The following is a 16,542-nucleotide window of genomic DNA, read 5'->3' as shown; positions in this document are numbered from 1 at the left end:
CGGCAGAGAGTGGTTGGCGCTAAGGGTGCCGGTGTCAGGAGACACCCCCAATGAAATTCGTACCTCTCAAATCGCGCGGCGGAAATTACCTCGTGGTGGCCAGCAATATCGCTTGGCTGCGCATTGGCGAGAACGGCCAGACGCTCGTCGGCATTGTCGGAGGCCAGCCACTGCTGGTCACCGGCACGCCCGAAGAAGTGGCTGCGGCAGTGCTAGCGGGATGATTCCGCGCCGCCGCTGGGCAGCTTAGCTGTCGTTTTTGCTGTCTTTGCTATCCAGCCATTCAAGCAGGCTGGCCAAACAATCGCGCGCCAGCATCTTGCACCGTTCGGGGCTCCAGCCCTGATCGGGCTCGGGGCTGGCCGGATTGTCCTTATACGGCATTTCCAGCGTCATGGCGGTGGCTCCGAAACGCTCTGCCACCTGATTGGTGCTCATCGACAGATTGGCCCCGCCGCGCTTGGCCTTGGCATAGCCTTGCTCGGTCTGGAAATCGAGTGTGCGGCGGTCAAGGATACGCTCGTAAGTGTAATAACTTTCGCCCTGCGCATCGGTCCATGACGGGATGCCTTCGAATCCGGCCAGAAAGCTGACGGGGATCGCCTCGTCGCCGTGGACGTCCATTGCGAAATCGACGCCCGTGGCATCCATCGCATTGCGGATGGCGAGCACTTCGGGGGATTTATCCGCAGTCGGGTTTTCCCATTCGCGGTTAAGGTTCACGCCCACAGCATTGGTGCGCAGATGGCCGCGGCGGCTGCCGTCGGGATTACAGTTCGGCACCACATTCAGGCGGCACCGCTTGCGCAATTCGCGCCCGACGCTGTCGGCAGGATCGGTCAGCACTTCCAGCGCGCCTTCCATCCACCATTCGGCCTGTGTTTCACCGGGATGTTGGCGGGCATACAGCCAGACATTGACCGCGCCTTCGCCCATTGCCAGGCAATCGATCGGCTGACCGTCCAGCGTATTGCCCAGATGACGGTATTCGACGCCTTCCGACGCAGCAGCCTCGGCCACCAGATCATGGTGCCGTTCCATCGAATAGGGGGCGAAATAGGCAAACCAGGCGATATCGCTGGCGGGCGTATAGCGGATCGTCAGCGTGCCGCCGTCGGCATCCTTATCAAAGCTGGAGGCGGCGCGGGCCCAATAATCACGGTCTTCGGAAACGCACGCGTCATAGCCGGGCCAGCCGCCGGGATATGCGCTGTCATTGAGGCCGGTGATATTGAGCTCAAGCTCGCGCCCCGCCGCACCGCCAACGCGGAAATGGAACCACTGCGCAAATTCGCTCATGTGGTCGCGCGGGATAGCCAATTTGGCTGTCGCACCATCGATTGCAAGCACTTCGATATTGCCGCTGTCAAAGGCGGAATCGATCCGGATATCGCTCACTGAAAACCTCTTTTTCGTATCGTGCAGCGGGCAGGCCCGCCAGAATTGCGCCGCCCGCATGGGCGTTTGCGCGTGTCTGCGCAAGGGGGTGATTCGGTTGCACCGGTACCGGCGCGGCGGCTCCTTAGGCGAATTGCGATTACCAAATCGTATGCTAGGGCGCGCGTCATGAATAATACAGACAAAGTACCGGTGCTGGTCACCGGCGGGGCTGGCTATATTGGCAGCCATGCGGTGCTGGCGCTGAAAGATGCAGGCTGGGACGTGGCCGTGATCGACAATCTGTCGACCGGCTTCGCGTTTGCCATTCCCGACGGCGTCCCGCTGTATGAAGGGGATATCGCCGATGCCGCGCTGCTGGCGCGGATCTTTGCCGAGCAGGGCACGAAGGCGATCATGCATTTCGCCGGATCGATCATTGTGCCCGAATCGGTCGAACAGCCGCTTAAATATTACGAGAACAATACGGTCAAAAGCCGCGCGCTGATCGCTGCGGCGGTGGCTGGCGGGGTGGATCATTTCATCTTCAGCTCGACAGCGGCAACCTATGGCGTGCCCGAAAGCTCGCCCATTGATGAAGACAGCCCCAAGGTGCCGATCAACCCCTATGGCTGGTCCAAGCTGATGACCGAACAGATGCTGTCCGACGCCAGCGCGGCGCACGGCTTTAACCATTGCGCGCTGCGTTACTTTAACGTCGCCGGCGCAGATCCGCAGGCGCGCAGCGGGCAATCCACTGCCGGGGCAACGCATCTGATCAAGGTGGCTTGCGAAGCCGCTACGGGCAAGCGTGACAGCGTTGCCGTGTTCGGCACCGATTACGATACGGCAGACGGCACCGGGGTGCGCGACTATATTCATGTCAGCGATCTGGCCGCCGCGCATGTGCTGGCGCTGGAGGCGCTGATCGCCCAGCCAGAGCGGTCGCTGACGATGAATTGCGGCTATGGCCGGGGGTTCTCGGTGCTCGAAGTGCTTGATGCGGTCGACCGGGTGACCAATCAGACCATCACTCGCAAGCTGGAGCCGCGCCGCGCGGGCGATCCGGGCGAGCTGGTTTCCGATCCTGCGCGCATCCGTGCCACCCTGACGTGGCAACCGCAGCATGAGGATCTGGGCGAGATCATCAGCCATGCACTGCAATGGGAACGCCGCCTGTCCGAATTGCGCGGAAACGGTTGACGGGAATCGGACCCCCCGCTAACGGGCGCGCTTGAAATTGTCGCGTCGGGGCACCATCTCCGGCGCGTATTTATTTGATTGAGAGAAACGATGAAGATCCGCAACAGCCTCAAGTCGCTCAAGGGCCGTCACCGCGATTGCCGCGTGATCCGTCGCCGCGGGCGGACCTATGTCATCAACAAGACCAACCGCCGCTTCAAGGCCCGCCAGGGCTAAGCACACGGCGTGATGGGCCGCCGTGCGCGGTCTATAGATGCAACCGGCCCGGCTCCGATCAGGAGTCCGGGCCGTTCGCGTTTCAGGGGAATGCAGCGGTGAGTCGGGCGGTTGAGGCAGTCGTGTTTGATGTGGGCCGCGTGCTGTATCAGTGGCAGCTTGGCGCCCTGTTCGAAAAGCTGGTCGATGATCCGGGCGAGCTGCGCTTCGTGCTTGATCATGTGGTGACGGAGGAATGGCATTTTCAGCATGACGCCGGACGTCCGCTGGCCGAAATGGTGCCCGAAAGAATCACTCAGTTCCCTGAGTATGCGGTCGCGATTCGCGCCTATGCCGAACGCTTCAACGAAACCATTCCTGGCCCGGTGCCGGGCAGTCACGCACTGGTTCAGGCTCTGACTGACTGCGGCGTTCCCCTATATGCCATCACCAATTTTGGGGCTGAATTCTGGGCGGGGTTCCGGCCAATCGCGCCGATCTTCGACGCATTCCGCGAAATCGTCGTTTCGGGTGAGGAGCGAATCACCAAGCCTGACCCTGCCATCTTCGCTCTGGCCGCCAAGCGGTTTGGCCGCGATCCTGCGCAAATGCTGTTCATCGATGACAACGCGGCCAATATTGCAACGGCTCAGGCGTGCGGCTGGCAGGTGCATCACTTCGCTAATGCCGCCGCTTTGCGCACTGACCTGTTACAGCGCGGACTGATCTGAAACGCAAAAAGCCCCGGCGCGTTAACGCCGGGGCTTGGAGTGCCGCCCCGCGGGAGGGAGAGGGACGGTGGGAAGGTCTCAGGCGTTGCAGCGTTCGAGCAGCTTGGCTTCCAGCGTCTCGCCCTTGGTGGTGAAATCGGCGACATCGCCCAACTCTCGCTTCAGTTCACGGCACATGCGCACGGGGCGCGAATTGCCTTTCTTCGCCTTGCAGGTGGTGCCTTCGCAGCGCCAGGCAACGCCGCCAGCCACGGTAATGCGGCTGTCTGCGGGCTGCGCCAGCTCGGCAGTGTAATAGGCCGCGCCAGTCTGGGCGGCGGCAGGGGCCGGGGCGATGACGGTGCCAATGGTCAGCGTGGTCCAGGCAAGGGCGGCGCCAATTGCACCGATATTGAGCGAGCGGGGGAGGAAGGCGTTCATGGGGAGGTCCTTTCGACGTGCAGTTTTCGCAACAGGCCTTGCGTGTTCCGCAAGTAAGTTGCGATATGCAACTCGTTGCGAATCACCACCTAGTGAGTTAAGTTGCATTCCGCAATCAAAATCTAAAGTTTGTGGATTCGCCGCAATTGGCGTTAGGAAGACCGCCAGAGAGGACTGCACACTTATGGGCGATCTACGAGAACCCCTGCGCGAGCTGACCGAATGCGGCCTGCCGCAAGCGCTGGAGGTGATGGGCGAACGCTGGTCGTTCATGATCCTGCGCGCCAGCTTCAACGGGCTGCATCATTTCGAGGAATTCCTCACCGAACTGGGGATCGCCCGCAATATCCTGTCAAATCGGCTGGCCAAGCTGGTCGAGCACGGCATTTTGAAGCGTGATCCTTGCGCCGAAGATCGCCGCAAGATCGAATATCGTCTGACGGAAAAGGGCTTCGACCTGCTGCCCGCAATGATTGCGCTGCGGCAATGGGGCCAGAAATATGGTTCGGAAGTGGTCGAGAACCCCGTGCTGGTTGATGAGCGCGACCGGATGCCCATCGGGCCAACCTCGATCCTGTCGCATGATGGCCGCATCCTTGGACCTGCCGATCTGTGGCTGGTCGAACGCGGCAATGTCGGCATCCGCGCCGATGGCACCCGCGTGGAAGAGGCTGAGGCGCTGGGACGCGGCTCGGTTGTCGATCTGGCCAAGACGCGCAAGGCCCCGCAGGCGGCCTGACACTGGTGGCGTGAGGCAGGCGACCTGATGCATGGCGCGCAGTTGCGCGTATGTCAGGAATGTTTGCAGCCGTGACGTCATCGTTAAAACCATGTCAATGCATCGCTGTCATGGATGCTGTCACATCAAGAACCACCGACCGGATTGGCCTGCGCGAACGTGATTGAAATCGAAATCCAGAACGAAACGCACCAGACGCAATTTCGCATCAAGGCGATGGCGGTGCCGCGCATTGGCGAAGGCATCCGGCTGAAGGAACCCGATGGCAATTGGGCCAGCCATGATGTGCTCGACGTGTGGTACCAGCAGGCCGATTACGGCGAAATCTGGGTGCCCTATCTCCACGTCCGCGTGACCCCCGGCGATACTGGTGCACATGTCGCGCAGCCCTCCGCCGACAAGGTCAACCGCGCACAGGCGATGCCAATCGAGGATTTCCTCGCCAAATTCGAAGGCGATCACGAACACCAGCCGGTCAAGCTGAACCTCGACCTCGGCGAGGAGTGATCAGGCCCGCGGTGCGACCCGGCGGTAGCTGAGCGCTTCGGCGACGTGGATGCGGCCGATGTCTTCGGCGCCTGCCAGATCTGCAATGGTGCGGGCGACTCGCAGCACTCTGGTATAACCGCGCGCGGACAGGCGCATGGCTGTGGCTGCCTGCATGAGCAGTGTGCGGCCTGCTTCGTCGGGCGTGGCGAAGCGTTCGAGTGCGTCACCATCCAGTTCCGCATTGGTCCGCGCGCCGCTGTCTTCGCGGCGTGCGGTTTGCCGGTCGCGTGCTGCGGCGACTCGCGCGGCGACTTCTCTGCTGCCTTCGGCAGGCGGGGGCAGGGAGAGATCGGCGGCGCTGACCGGATCGACCTCGACGTGCAAATCCACGCGGTCAAGCAGCGGGCCGGAGACCTTGCCCTGATAATCGGCGGCGCAGCGCGGGGCGCGGCTGCAGGCCAGTGCGGGATCGCCCAGATGGCCGCAGCGGCACGGGTTCATCGCCGCGATCAATTGGACATTGGCGGGAAAGCTGACGTGTGCATTGGCACGCGCGACATCGACCCGGCCGGTCTCCAGCGGCTGGCGTAGCGAATCGAGCACGGCGCGTTGGAATTCCGGTATTATGTAGCAAACGCACCAATAGCATTATGGTTGTCATCGCGCCAGTAGCCTAATGTCATCGTATGGCAGACACACACGTAGTAAGCGCCCTTCGTGACAAGCGCGGAGAACTGGCAGGAACCATTGACGGGTTGCAAGACCAGTTGCGGCAAGCCTTCATCGATATGGACCACATAGACGCCTCGCTGCGTATGTTCGTCCCCGATATAGAGCTGGAAGAGATCAAGCCCAAACCGCTGCCACCAAGGCACAGGGCATTCAAAGGGCAAGTGACCCGCGCAATCCTCGCGATGCTGCGTAAGGAAGGCGCTATGGATGCCAGAGCGATAACCCTGCGGCTAATGGCAGAGCGCGAACTGAACTTGAACGACAGCGACCTACAGAAAGCCATGCACAAGCGGATAGGGGCCGCACTGCGGAACTTGCGGGAGCGGACGCTGGTGGTGTCCGATCAGGGCGACAAGGGCTTGCTGCGGTGGTCTGTCAGCCCGTAAGCCATGTGTGCAGCGGCCATCCGATGATGACGGCGAAGAACGCTAGGGTTGCAAGCCACATGGCGGCGGTTTTGAGGTAGGAAACCATATGACAACGTTATCACAAACAGGGTTGCACCATCATAATTCACGCCCACATTGACTGCAACGGCGGCAACATTAGCGTTGCTGCTAACGTCGCCAATGGCTAGATTGAAAACAACACCATCAGCGATGCTGCTAAAAGCCATCACAGGCGATGCAAAGCTGACAGGAACCTGCACTGGAGGTGCACCGTTCATTAAGCAGTGAATGGTACAATGCGGGACATAAAGAGGAGACAGAGATATGCGCTTCGAAGGTCTCGGCGATTAACGCCGAAAAATCAATGTTCTCAAGCATATATAGCTTCTGGAACACCTACGGCCCCGACATCCAAAGCGGGGCCGTAGTTTTATCTGCGATTGCGGCCTTTCTCATTATAGGGGCGCATCGTCGGAACACGACTCGCCGGAACACCCTGGACCTGATCCTCCATCAACAGTCTGATCGCGAACTCATCGAGGCTCGCGAAAAATTCAATGAGCTTAAGTCCGGCTCCACGAAGCTTGTAACATACGCTTCGCTGGATGAGCGAGCGTCGAAAAACTTTGAGGCCATCCGGACCGTCCTCAATATTCACGAATTGACCTCCGTGAGCATCTGCGAGGGGGTTATTGACGAGAGGGTTTACCGTTCGTGGTTCAACACCGCAATGATCTCGGATTTTGAAGCAACGGAAGCTTTCATAAAAGAAATCCGGCGCAATCGAGATGCCCCCAAGGCATTTTGCGAGTTTGAGGCTATGGCGCGGCGCTGGAAAGACAGCCCTTATGAAGATGGGTTCTGGACCCGAAAGCGAAAAGCGATCCGCTATCTAAAGTCCGCTTAATTAGCGCTGCCAATACCCCTTCCAGTTCCGGCTGACCTTCGCTCCCATAGCGGCGTTGGCGACCATCATGGCCTGTGAACCATTATCCACGCGGCGATTATCTTCGCGCCAGCTTGCTTCACCGGCATAGGCATAGAGATACGGTCCAGCGATGTGATGGTGCGTTCCGGTTTCCATGCGGCGAAGGCGGCTGAAAAAGCTTTCCGCCTGATTGGTGCAAACGCCCTTGTCCTTGAACGCAATCGAGTGATTGACGCGCTTGGTATCCCAGCCCGCGTGAAGCGCATCCCAGCCCGTGCCTTCATCGGCATGGATGGTTGCGAGGGTGCCAACATGATCGCGCACATAGGGGACTGCATCGCCTTCATTGCGAACCACGAAGGGAAGCGACTTGCCGCCACGTTCGCGCATGATGACAACGCACTGGCGCTTGCCGGTGCGGTTGACTGAGAGGCGGCGGTCCTTGCGGTCTGCCTTGTAATTTTCCTGCTTCACATAGCCGCCGAAATAGCCGCCATCAATCTCGACAATGCCGTTCAGTTCGCGCTCTGCCAATTCCTGGGCCATCGCTTCGCGCAGCTTGTGCGAGAGGACGAAAGCGGTCTTGTATTGAACGTCAAGATCGCGGCTCATTTGCAGGGCCGAGATACCCTTCGCGCCGTTCACGAAGATTACGATTGCTGCCAGCAGATCGCCAAACGACATTTTGCGCGAAGCAAAGATAGTGCCGCTGGTGACGCTGAACTGGTGGTGACAGCCAACGCACTTGAACTTGCGGCGGGTGGAGATGTGATAGGCTTCGGTGCAGCCGCAACGCGGACATATCGGGCCACCATCGTTTTCCGGCCAGCGCAGTTCACAGAACACGCCATAAGCTTCGTCCTCGCCCATGCGAAAAACTTGGCGAAGGGAGAGGCTGCGAGCCTTGGTGGAGAGGAGAAAGTGTTGTGCCATTGTCATCGTTTCCGTTGCTTATGCATCGGCTATAGTGACATTATGCACTGTTGTAAAGGGCAAACGTATCGCGTATGGTGATATTTCACATCACAGGAGCGACAAATGCCAGTTCAGGAAAAGCAATGGGAGGATCGGGTCAAGAACCTGCTGAAAGCCGAATTGAAGCGCAAGGGCGTGACCTACGCGCAACTGGTCGGGCTGCTTGCCGATCAGGGGGTTATGGACTCAGAGCCGAATATCAGGAACAAGATCAGCAGGGGTAAATTTACAGCGGTGTTCTTGGTCCAATGTCTGACAGCAATTGGCGTCGAAGCTATAAGATTGGATTAAGCCTTGTTGCCCTAGTTACAGTAGGGTTTGCTGCATGGCTGTGGAATTCAACGGAAACCACCCATCTCGAAATAGAGCATCAAGCCTCCGAAGGCGCTCAGGCCTATAGAGACCCCCGCAACATAGCTGTAGAAGGCGAATGTCTCGCTTTGCCTGAATCGGGCCGCAGCGATTGCATAACGACAGAACGCGAGGCCTCCTACCAAGGCCAGCGCAATGAACGAGATCTTGAGGCCCAGCGCGCTATGGCTGCCTGGACGCGGGCGATTGGAATAGCGACCATTATTGGGATGGCGTTTGGTATATTCGGCTTGAGCCTGATTTTTGTCACTTTCAGGGAAACTAGGCGAGCTGCGGACGCCGGATACGACGCCAACAACATTGCCCGCGAGTCTAGCGAACGACAGCTGCGGGCTTACGTCGGGGTAGCTTCGGCTTCTATAACTTTGCTTGAGGATGGGACTGGCTTCATCCTTCAAGGTGAACTGGTTAATGCAGGTCAAACTCCTGCATACAACGCTAGGATAATGGGCGAAAGCTTCACTGCTGAATATCCGCTTGCTTCGGACAGGCCGTTTTCCCCGGTCGAAACTGGTTTTGGAACGCCTATCAATCCAAGTGGTGGCTTGCATTGTGCTTACCGCATCTTTTGCGATGACACCAATGAGGCGCTTGAACGAGTTATCGAAGGAAGGACGGGTCTCTATTTGCAAGGGGTTTGTGAATACGAAGACGCCTTCGGCAAGGACCGCAAAACCCATTTCAGATACGTTTTTGGCGGTCGCATTGCTAAAGCGCGAGGGTTGGTTTTGTTCGCGGCTGAAACCGGCAACACCGCCACCTAAAGCCCCGTAAACGATGACAAGCACCAGCGCCAGCGTAGATAACCATCTACGCATTGGTGCGTTTGCTACATAATACCGTGGAATTCGGGCAGTTCGTCAAGGAACAGCACGCCAAGATGTGCCAGGCTGACTTCGCCCGGTTTCACCTTGAGCCCGCCGCCAGTGAGCGCGGCCATTGATGCGGAGTGATGCGGCGCGCGGAACGGGCGGTTGCGGCTGATCCGCCCATCCTCCAGCGTCCCGGCGACCGATTGCACCATGCTGACCTCAAGCGCTTCACCCGGCGTCAGCGGCGGCAGGATCCCCGGGAGGCAGCTGGCGAGCAGCGACTTGCCTGCACCGGGCGGACCGATCATCAGCAGATTGTGCGCCCCGGCAGCAGCGATCTCCAGCGCGCGTTTGGCGGTTTCCTGCCCTTTGACCATTTTGAGATCGGCGGCGGGCGGCTCGATGGCCACCTCGCCGGGCTGGGGATCGGGCAGCCTCTGCGTGCCCTTGAGGTGGTTGAGCAGGCTGGCAAGGTCGGGCGCGGCGCAGATCGGCACTTCGCTGGCCCAGCGCGCCTCTGATCCTTGAGCGCGCGGACAGATCAGCCCGACCTCTTGCTCGCTGGCATGAATCGCAGCGAGCAGCACGCCGGGCGAGGGCACAATCCGCGCGTCCAGCGCCAGCTCACCCACGGCGATAAAGTCGCCCAGCTGTTCTGCATCGGTCACGCCCATCGCCGCCAGCAGTGCCAGCGCAATCGGCAGATCGTAATGCGACCCTTCCTTGGGAAGATCGGCGGGGGAGAGGTTGATCGTGATCCGTTTGGGCGGCAGCGCCAGACCCATTGATGACAGGGCAGCGCGAACGCGCTCCTTGCTTTCGCCCACCGCCTTGTCCGCCAGACCGACGATGTTGAATTTGGGCAGGCCGGGCGCGACCGAACATTGGACTTCCACCCCGCGCGCTTCCAGCCCGAGATAGGCAACCGTCCGCACCAGTGACACCAAAGTTAATCCCCCGCCCCGTGTTCTTACGCTGTTTCATGGCTTTACTGTTGCCCCGTGTCGAGGAGAAACCGCGCCAGAATGAAGGTCGCCAAAAAGGGTTAAAGCCAAGTTAGTCATAGGCATTGGCAGGTTCGCAAGGTGCGCGGGCGCACTTATGCTGGCATGTTCAGATTTACCGCCCTGGTGCTCTCGCTTTTTGGTGTCGCAATGGCCGCTCCGGCTGCTGCGCAATCTTTGTCGCTGGTAACGCTGCCGGTGGTTTATGTCTCTGCGCCTGTGGTGCAGCAGGTCCATCAGGGTCACTGGATTTCCCCGCTTGCCGAAACGCAGAGTGCGCCGCGTCAGGATCGGCATGTAGCCAGCACACCCTTCGTGCCGCGCGCCGCACCGGCGTTTGCGCCTGCCGCGCTGCCCGTGTGGAAAGCGCCCGTCGCCATCGACCGCGCGTTTCGCGACTACAACCGCGGGTTGGCGCAATACGGTCCGTTCCGCGTTCTGGATGGGCAGCGGGTGGCGCTGATGGGCGAAACCGATGCCGCCACGCCGCGCTGGTTCCGCGCCATGATGCGGGATTATCCCGGGCTGGCGCAGATCGACATGGTCGAATGCCCGGGCACGCGTGATGACCGCGCTAATATGCAGCTGGGCCGGATGATCCGTGCTGCCGGTATGGTTACTCACGTTCCGCCGATCGGTTCGGTGCGGTCGGGTGCGGTCGAGCTGTTCCTGGCCGGTGTCCAGCGTGACATCGCCAATGGCGCCGAGTTCGCCGTTCACAGCTGGATGGACGATTATGGCCGCGAGGCGGGTGATTTCGCCCCCAACGCACCGGAAAATCGCAAATATCTCGACTATTACCGCGAAATGGGCATGGACGATGGCACCGCGCGGGCGTTTTACGACATGACCAATTCGGTCCCGCATCGCCGCGCGCGGTGGTTGGGGGCCAGCGATATGCGCCGCTGGGTCGGACGTCCGGCGCAGGCGCGCGCGGTTCGCAAGGCTGCAACCGTGCAAGCGCGCAGCGCCCCGCGGATCGACTATGATGCGGCGACGCTTTCATGACCACTTTTGCTTGACGGGCGGGCGCAGCTGGCATAAGCGCGCCCCCTATCGAGCGGTCGCCTTGAACGGGCGGCCCTTTTTGTTGGCGCGGCTTCAGGCTGCGCGACCGAACAGTTTTTAACGAAGGACGATCCGATGAAGCGGACATTCCAGCCCTCGAACCTCGTGCGCGCCCGTCGCCACGGTTTCTTCGCCCGCAAGGCTACTCCCGGTGGCCGCAAGGTTCTCCGTGCCCGCCGTTCGCGTGGCCGCAAGAAGCTTTGCGCCTAAGTCGCTGACCTGCCGCGCCGGTCTCCGGTGCGGTGCAAGGTACGGCAATTGGAAAACGGGCTCCCGTCGGGGGCCCGTTTTGCGTATGGGAGCCTGATGGACCCGAGCCTCTCCGTAATTGGCAAGCGTGCCGACTTCCTCGCCGCGAATCGGGGCCTGCGAATCGCGCGGCCCGGCTTTGTGTTGCTGGCTCAGCCCAATGGCGGGCGGGGCAAGCGTTACGGCATCACCGTGACCAAGCGAATCGGCAATGCGGTCGTGCGCAACCGCATGAAGCGCCGCTTTCGAGAATTGCTGTGGGACGCGCTGCCCGAAGCAGGCCTGCCCGATCACGACCATATCCTGATTGGCCGCGAAGGTGGGGTGGAGCGTGATTTCGCGGCGCTGCAAAGCGAACTTTCCGCCGCGCTGCAACGGCTCGCCGATGGCAAGGGCGACCGTCCGCGCACCCCGCGCCACCGCAGCCGTAGCAGGCGCGCATGAAGCAGGTGCTGATCCTGATCGCGCGCGGCTGGCAGCTTGGTCCCAGCCGCATCATTCCGCCATCGTGCCGCTACTCCCCGTCCTGCAGCCAGTATGCGATAGAGGCGCTGGGGAAATACGGGGCGATCAAGGGTGGATGGATGGCATTTAAGCGTATATTGCGCTGCAACCCTTGGGGCGGGCACGGACATGATCCGGTTCCGTGACGCCAATCTCTGAAGGTGTCTTGACAGACTAAAACACCTTCCCACATTTAATGATCTTCAAAGAACGGGACCGACCTTGAACAATCAGCGCAATATCCTGCTGGCCGTGGTGTTGTCCGCCGCGCTCCTGCTCGGCTGGGACGCGGCCATGCGGTATTTCTATCCGCAGCCCGACAATGCCGTGGTCGCGACCGAAAACTCGCGTGACAAGGTGGATACGCCTGCCGAACGCTCGGCAGCGCAGCACACCCGCCAGGGCGGTCTGGTCGATCCGCTGGAAATTGCCGAGGAAAAGGCCGATCTCGCCACGGCGCTGGCTTCGCCTGACCGGGTGCGGATCGATGCGCCGCGAATCGCCGGTTCGATCAATCTGCAAGGCGCGGTGGTCGATGACATCGTGCTCAAGGATCACCGCGAAACGGTGGACAAGGATTCAGGGCCGGTCCGGCTGTTCAGCCCGCGCGGCACTCCGGCGCAGCAATTCGCCCAGTTCGGCTGGGTCGGATCGAACATCGCGGTGCCTGGCGCAGCAACCAAATGGGAAGCCGACGGGCGTGTGCTCTCGCAAGCCTCGCCGGTCACTCTGACGCATGACAATGGCGCAGGCCTGACCTTTGCGATCCGCTTCTCGATCGACGAAAACTATATGCTCACTGCTGACCAGAGCGTGGCCAACACCGGCGGCGCGCCGGTAGTGGTGCAGCCGTTTGGTCTGGTGAACCGCACCAGCCGCACCGCCAGCATGGACCAGTGGGTCGCGCATTCCGGCCCGATTGGCGGCTTTGGTGACGGCGCTGAATATGATTACGATTACGATGATGTGGACGATGACCAGCGCATTACGCCGGAAGGCCGAATGCACTGGATCGGCTTCACCGATATCTATTGGCTGACCGCATTGGTCCCGCAGAAGGGCATGGCCCCTGATGCGACATTCCGCGCGCTGGGCAATGAAACCTACCGCGCCGACATGATTTACGAGCCTGTCAGTGTGCCTGCGGGCCGCAAGCTGACGCTCAGCTCGCGCCTGTTTGTGGGAGCCAAGGAAAGCGAGCTCCTTGATTCCTACGAGGATGCGGGGATTTCCAAATTCGGCCTTGCGGTGGATTGGGGCTGGTTCCGCTGGTTTGAAAAACCGATGCTGTGGGTGCTGCGGACTCTGTTCGAACTCGCCGGCAATTTCGGCGTCGCGATTATCGGCCTGACCATCATCGTGCGCGCCTTCATGTTCCCCATCGCGCAGAAGGGTTTCGCCAGCATGGCGGCGATGAAGGCGATCCAGCCGAAGATGAAGGCGATCCAGGAACGCTACAAGGACGACAAGCAGAAGCAGCAGCAGGAAATCATGGCGCTGTACAAGGGCGAGGGCGTCAACCCGCTCGCCGGGTGCCTGCCGATGTTGCTGCAGATCCCGGTGTTCTTCGCGCTCTACAAGGTGCTGGTGCTGGCGATTGAGATGCGTCACCAGCCCTTCATCCTGTGGATCAAGGATCTGTCCGCACCCGACCCGGCGACGGTGCTGAACCTGTTCGGTCTGTTGCCGTTTACGCCGCCCAGCTTCCTGGCGATTGGCGTGCTGGCGGTGCTGCTGGGTATTACCATGTGGCTGACCTTCAAGCTAAACCCGGCGCAGATGGACCCGATCCAGCAACAGATGTTTGCGATCATGCCGTGGGTGCTGATGTTCGTGATGGCCCCGTTTGCCGCAGGGCTGCTGCTGTATTGGGTGACCTCGAACATTCTGGTGCTGGCGCAGCAGAGCTATCTGTATTCGAAACATCCGCAGCTGCGCGCCGCCGCCGCGAAGGACAAGGACGCCAGCACGGCCACGATCGAGGGCAAGACGTGACCGCCGCCGAAATCCCCGTGCCCACCGAGGCCGAAATAGCCGAGGAGGCTGCGGCGCGCGTCCAGTTGGAAAAGCGCGCGTCCAAGCTGTTTTCAGGCCGTGTGGACTTCCTGCTGTCCGCGCCGCAATTGCGCTTTCTGCCGGACCCGACCTGTCCCGAGATCGCCTTTTGCGGACGCTCGAACGTCGGCAAAAGCTCGCTGCTCAACGCGCTGACCGGTCGCCGGTCGATTGCCCGCGCTTCGGTAACGCCGGGGCGCACGCAGGAACTCAACTTCTTTGAAGTGGGCGAACCCACGCTGTTCCGGCTGGTCGACATGCCCGGCTATGGCTTTGCCAAGGCACCGCTCAAAGTGGTCGACAACTGGAAGAAGCTGGTGCGCACCTATTTGCGCGGGCGGCAGGCGCTGGCGCGCACGCTGGTGCTGGTCGATGCGCGGCATGGCCCCAAGGATGTCGACCGCGACATGATGACCATGCTCGACGAAACCGCCGTCAGCTACCGCGTGGTGCTGACCAAGGCGGACAAGATCAAGGCAAGCGAACTGGAAAAGATCATCGCCGCCACCGAGGCCGAGGCGCGCAAGCACACCGCCGCATATCCGGCGATCCACGTCACCAGCGCCGAAAAAGGCATGGGCATCCCCGAACTGCGCGCCGCCGTGCTAGCCGACGCAGGGGTTTAGGCTAGGGTCAGCTTACGGGTCGCTGATGCCTTTGCGGCAATGGCGATAACTGGGGTGGGAAGCGGAAGATCTGGTTTTGTTTCAGAATAGCGCGAAACGGCTGCATGGTCATCGAAGCTCGAGGGTCAAGACTCATAACCACCAAGCGATGATGGCAGCGAAGCTGATGCAAGCAGACGCCCGACGCCGGAACAGGGCGCTCGCCGAAGCGTCTTCTCTCCATAACCCCAACATTCGGAGCATATTATGACCAAGCAAGCCAACATCGACGCCACCAAGCGCTGGGGAGCGGAAGTCGCAAGCGCGGGCAAATACGATGTTCTCGATGAAATCCTCGCGCCCGGTTTTGTCGATAACGATCCGGCTCCCGATCAGGGGCCGGGAATTGAGGGCTTGAAGGACTTCTTCCGCAAGATGCGGACCGCATTTCCCGACCTGAAAGCGGAAGTCGTCGAAATGGTCGCTACCGACGAACATGTCGCGATGCGCTATACGCTAAGCGGCACGCATCGGGGAGAATTCCAGGGCGTTTCGGCGACCGGGAACAACTTCGAGGTCGGCGCCCTCCAGATCGGGCGCTTCGAGAACGGCAAATGCGTCGAGCGCTGGGGCTCGACCGACGAGCTCGGCATGCTCAAGCAGCTCGGCATCCTTGAGCGCGTCGCAGGCCAATCGAAGTAGAAGCCGGTGTAATCGGAGTGTTGAAGTTTTTGCGCTTAGGGGGTTCGGCGCTGACAGACGAGGCGAAAAAGGGGTCGGCGCGCTGGCGGCTCCAGGCGCGGCGATCAGAAGGGTCGCGGGCCTAGGGCCAAGACTCACAACCATAAGCGATGATGGCAGCTGAGTATGTAGCGGCGAGCTTGTCGTAGCGGGTTGCGACGCGGCGGAAGTCCTTGAGGCTCAGAAGGCGCGTTCGACGAGGTTACGGCGCTTGTACGATTCGTGGTCGAAAGGATAACAGGCTTCACGCCCGCTGACGAAGGCATCGCAGCCGTTGCGCGATTCATTTGCTGAATGAAGGACGGCTTTTGGCTAGTTTCTGCACTGGTTGGGAACGACCGAGATAAGGGTCGTTAGCGGAATGGCAGCTTCCCGTCAGCAAAACGCCAAACCCGGACTAACGCGCGAACAAGCTGGCCAAATCCGCAAATGCCTTCATCTCCAGCGCATTGCCGGATGGATCGCGCACGAACAGCGTAGCCTGTTCGCCGGGCTGGCCTTTGAAGCGGATGGTGGGCGGGATCGGCATATCCACTTTGGCGGCGACCAGCCGGTCGGCCAGCGCCTCCCAATCTGCCATGGCCAGCACCACGCCGAAATGCGGCACCGGTACGCCGTGTCCGTCAACATGGTTGACCGCCGCATCGCCGCTTCTCGCGGGCGCTAGATGGGCCACGATCTGATGGCCGTAGAAATCGAAATCGACCCATTGATCGGACGAGCGGCCCTCTGCGCAGCCCAGCACGCCGCCATAAAAGCCGCGCGCCGCAGCAAGATCATGGACCGGAAAGGCGAGGTGGAAGGGGCGCAGGGTCATGAGCCACTTGTAGCAAGCGCGAAACCATTTTCCTACAGGCGCTACGCCATGCCAGCACTGCGGTATGACACGCCCTCAGCCCACTCCCGCCCGCCTCGAGTTCGAAGCTCTGATGTGTCAGCTCTATCCGGAATTTT

Annotated in this window: 21 protein-coding genes and 3 pseudogenes; 16 read left to right on the top strand and 8 right to left on the bottom strand. The window is 60.6% G+C overall.

Annotation, left to right across the window (positions count from 1 at the left end; translation table 11 throughout):
* The first annotated feature begins 50 nt into the window (after positions 1–50).
* Positions 51–224, top strand: a complete 174-nt coding sequence (locus FEV51_RS13155) for a hypothetical protein (protein WP_171033100.1) — start codon at positions 51–53, stop codon at positions 222–224.
* A 22-nt stretch (positions 225–246) separates the two neighbouring features.
* Here the strand turns inward: FEV51_RS13155 and FEV51_RS10315 are convergent, their stop codons facing one another.
* Positions 247–1,398, bottom strand: a complete 1,152-nt coding sequence (locus tag FEV51_RS10315) for a M14 family metallopeptidase (protein WP_138618618.1) — start codon at positions 1,396–1,398, stop codon at positions 247–249.
* A gap of 168 nt (positions 1,399–1,566) precedes the next feature.
* Between FEV51_RS10315 and galE the strand changes: the two genes are divergently transcribed.
* The 3 genes from galE (at position 1,567) to FEV51_RS10300 (ending at position 3,506) form a co-directional block, all read left to right on the top strand.
* Positions 1,567–2,580 carry a UDP-glucose 4-epimerase GalE gene (gene galE, locus FEV51_RS10310; RefSeq protein ID WP_138618616.1) on the top strand — a complete coding sequence of 338 codons (1,014 nt, stop codon included), beginning with the start codon at positions 1,567–1,569 and terminating at the stop codon, positions 2,578–2,580.
* Positions 2,581–2,670: 90 nt separating this feature from the next.
* Positions 2,671–2,796 carry a type B 50S ribosomal protein L36 gene (gene ykgO / locus FEV51_RS10305; protein WP_050599643.1) on the top strand — a complete coding sequence of 42 codons (126 nt, stop codon included), beginning with the start codon at positions 2,671–2,673 and terminating at the stop codon, positions 2,794–2,796.
* 98 nt (positions 2,797–2,894) lie between these two features.
* On the top strand, positions 2,895–3,506 hold the full coding sequence (locus FEV51_RS10300; RefSeq protein WP_138618614.1) for an HAD family hydrolase: 612 nt from the start codon (positions 2,895–2,897) through the stop codon (positions 3,504–3,506).
* A 78-nt stretch (positions 3,507–3,584) separates the two neighbouring features.
* Here the strand turns inward: FEV51_RS10300 and FEV51_RS10295 are convergent, their stop codons facing one another.
* Entirely contained in the window at positions 3,585–3,926 is a 342-nt protein-coding gene (locus tag FEV51_RS10295; protein WP_138618612.1) for a DUF8200 family protein, read from the bottom strand.
* A 184-nt stretch (positions 3,927–4,110) separates the two neighbouring features.
* On the opposite strand from FEV51_RS10295, the gene FEV51_RS10290 reads away from it, so the two are divergent.
* Positions 4,111–4,665, top strand: coding sequence for a winged helix-turn-helix transcriptional regulator (locus FEV51_RS10290; protein WP_138618610.1), 555 nt, complete (start codon positions 4,111–4,113; stop codon positions 4,663–4,665).
* Between the two features lie 159 nt (positions 4,666–4,824).
* Positions 4,825–5,172, top strand: a complete 348-nt coding sequence (locus tag FEV51_RS13360) for a hypothetical protein (RefSeq protein ID WP_246034528.1) — start codon at positions 4,825–4,827, stop codon at positions 5,170–5,172.
* Here the strand turns inward: FEV51_RS13360 and FEV51_RS10280 are convergent.
* A pseudogene (locus FEV51_RS10280) lies at positions 5,173–5,778 on the bottom strand (ATP-binding protein); the annotation flags it as partial.
* A gap of 62 nt (positions 5,779–5,840) precedes the next feature.
* Between FEV51_RS10280 and FEV51_RS10275 the strand changes: the two are divergent.
* A complete protein-coding gene (locus FEV51_RS10275) occupies positions 5,841–6,272 on the top strand; it encodes a hypothetical protein (protein WP_138618608.1) in 432 nt (143 codons plus the stop codon).
* A gap of 268 nt (positions 6,273–6,540) precedes the next feature.
* Positions 6,541–7,182, top strand: coding sequence for a DUF4760 domain-containing protein (locus tag FEV51_RS10270; RefSeq protein ID WP_138618606.1), 642 nt, complete (start codon positions 6,541–6,543; stop codon positions 7,180–7,182).
* Here FEV51_RS10270 and FEV51_RS10265 read toward each other — a convergent pair whose 3' ends face one another.
* The gene (locus tag FEV51_RS10265) at positions 7,183–8,136 is read right to left on the bottom strand and encodes an IS1595 family transposase (RefSeq protein WP_138618698.1); all 954 of its coding nucleotides are present in this window, start codon (positions 8,134–8,136) and stop codon (positions 7,183–7,185) included.
* A gap of 105 nt (positions 8,137–8,241) precedes the next feature.
* On the opposite strand from FEV51_RS10265, the gene FEV51_RS10260 reads away from it, so the two are divergent.
* The gene (locus FEV51_RS10260; protein WP_138618604.1) at positions 8,242–8,469 is read left to right on the top strand and encodes a DUF6471 domain-containing protein; all 228 of its coding nucleotides are present in this window, start codon (positions 8,242–8,244) and stop codon (positions 8,467–8,469) included.
* Positions 8,470–8,516: 47 nt separating this feature from the next.
* On the opposite strand, the gene FEV51_RS10255 is transcribed toward FEV51_RS10260, so the two are convergent.
* Both FEV51_RS10255 and FEV51_RS10250 read right to left on the bottom strand, forming a co-directional pair.
* Positions 8,517–9,368 carry a hypothetical protein gene (locus FEV51_RS10255; RefSeq protein ID WP_138618602.1) on the bottom strand — a complete coding sequence of 284 codons (852 nt, stop codon included), beginning with the start codon at positions 9,366–9,368 and terminating at the stop codon, positions 8,517–8,519.
* 26 nt (positions 9,369–9,394) lie between these two features.
* Positions 9,395–10,309: pseudogene (locus FEV51_RS10250) on the bottom strand (YifB family Mg chelatase-like AAA ATPase); the annotation flags it as partial.
* A 162-nt stretch (positions 10,310–10,471) separates the two neighbouring features.
* On the opposite strand from FEV51_RS10250, the gene FEV51_RS10245 reads away from it, so the two are divergent.
* The 7 genes from FEV51_RS10245 to FEV51_RS10215 all read left to right on the top strand — a co-directional run bounded on the left by FEV51_RS10245 (position 10,472) and on the right by FEV51_RS10215 (position 15,549).
* Entirely contained in the window at positions 10,472–11,374 is a 903-nt protein-coding gene (locus FEV51_RS10245) for an alpha/beta hydrolase (protein ID WP_138618598.1), read from the top strand.
* A 135-nt stretch (positions 11,375–11,509) separates the two neighbouring features.
* Complete coding sequence (gene rpmH / locus FEV51_RS10240) at positions 11,510–11,644, top strand: 50S ribosomal protein L34 (RefSeq protein ID WP_138618596.1); 135 nt, start codon at positions 11,510–11,512, stop codon at positions 11,642–11,644.
* Between the two features lie 96 nt (positions 11,645–11,740).
* The gene (gene rnpA / locus FEV51_RS10235) at positions 11,741–12,127 is read left to right on the top strand and encodes a ribonuclease P protein component (RefSeq protein ID WP_138618594.1); all 387 of its coding nucleotides are present in this window, start codon (positions 11,741–11,743) and stop codon (positions 12,125–12,127) included.
* Complete coding sequence (gene yidD, locus FEV51_RS10230; protein WP_138618592.1) at positions 12,124–12,333, top strand: membrane protein insertion efficiency factor YidD; 210 nt, start codon at positions 12,124–12,126, stop codon at positions 12,331–12,333. The genes rnpA and yidD overlap by 4 nt, the downstream gene beginning before the upstream one ends.
* Positions 12,334–12,409: 76 nt before the next feature.
* Positions 12,410–14,182 (top strand): membrane protein insertase YidC, encoded by a 1,773-nt coding sequence (gene yidC, locus FEV51_RS10225; RefSeq protein ID WP_138618590.1) that lies wholly within the window; start codon positions 12,410–12,412, stop codon positions 14,180–14,182.
* 35 nt (positions 14,183–14,217) lie between these two features.
* Complete coding sequence (gene yihA, locus FEV51_RS10220) at positions 14,218–14,868, top strand: ribosome biogenesis GTP-binding protein YihA/YsxC (protein WP_138618696.1); 651 nt, start codon at positions 14,218–14,220, stop codon at positions 14,866–14,868.
* Between the two features lie 246 nt (positions 14,869–15,114).
* The gene (locus FEV51_RS10215) at positions 15,115–15,549 is read left to right on the top strand and encodes an ester cyclase (protein ID WP_138618588.1); all 435 of its coding nucleotides are present in this window, start codon (positions 15,115–15,117) and stop codon (positions 15,547–15,549) included.
* A 121-nt stretch (positions 15,550–15,670) separates the two neighbouring features.
* Here the strand turns inward: FEV51_RS10215 and FEV51_RS10210 are convergent.
* Positions 15,671–15,804 (bottom strand): annotated as a pseudogene (locus tag FEV51_RS10210) (IS5/IS1182 family transposase); the annotation flags it as partial.
* A gap of 181 nt (positions 15,805–15,985) precedes the next feature.
* Positions 15,986–16,405 carry a VOC family protein gene (locus FEV51_RS10205; protein WP_138618586.1) on the bottom strand — a complete coding sequence of 140 codons (420 nt, stop codon included), beginning with the start codon at positions 16,403–16,405 and terminating at the stop codon, positions 15,986–15,988.
* Positions 16,406–16,542: the final 137 nt, after the last annotated feature.

The sequence above is a fragment of the Qipengyuania marisflavi genome, assembly GCF_005884405.1.
GTDB lineage: Bacteria > Pseudomonadota > Alphaproteobacteria > Sphingomonadales > Sphingomonadaceae > Qipengyuania > Qipengyuania marisflavi.
The sequence above is the reverse complement of the archived record's forward strand: the minus strand, read 5'-3'. Positions and strand labels throughout refer to the sequence as shown.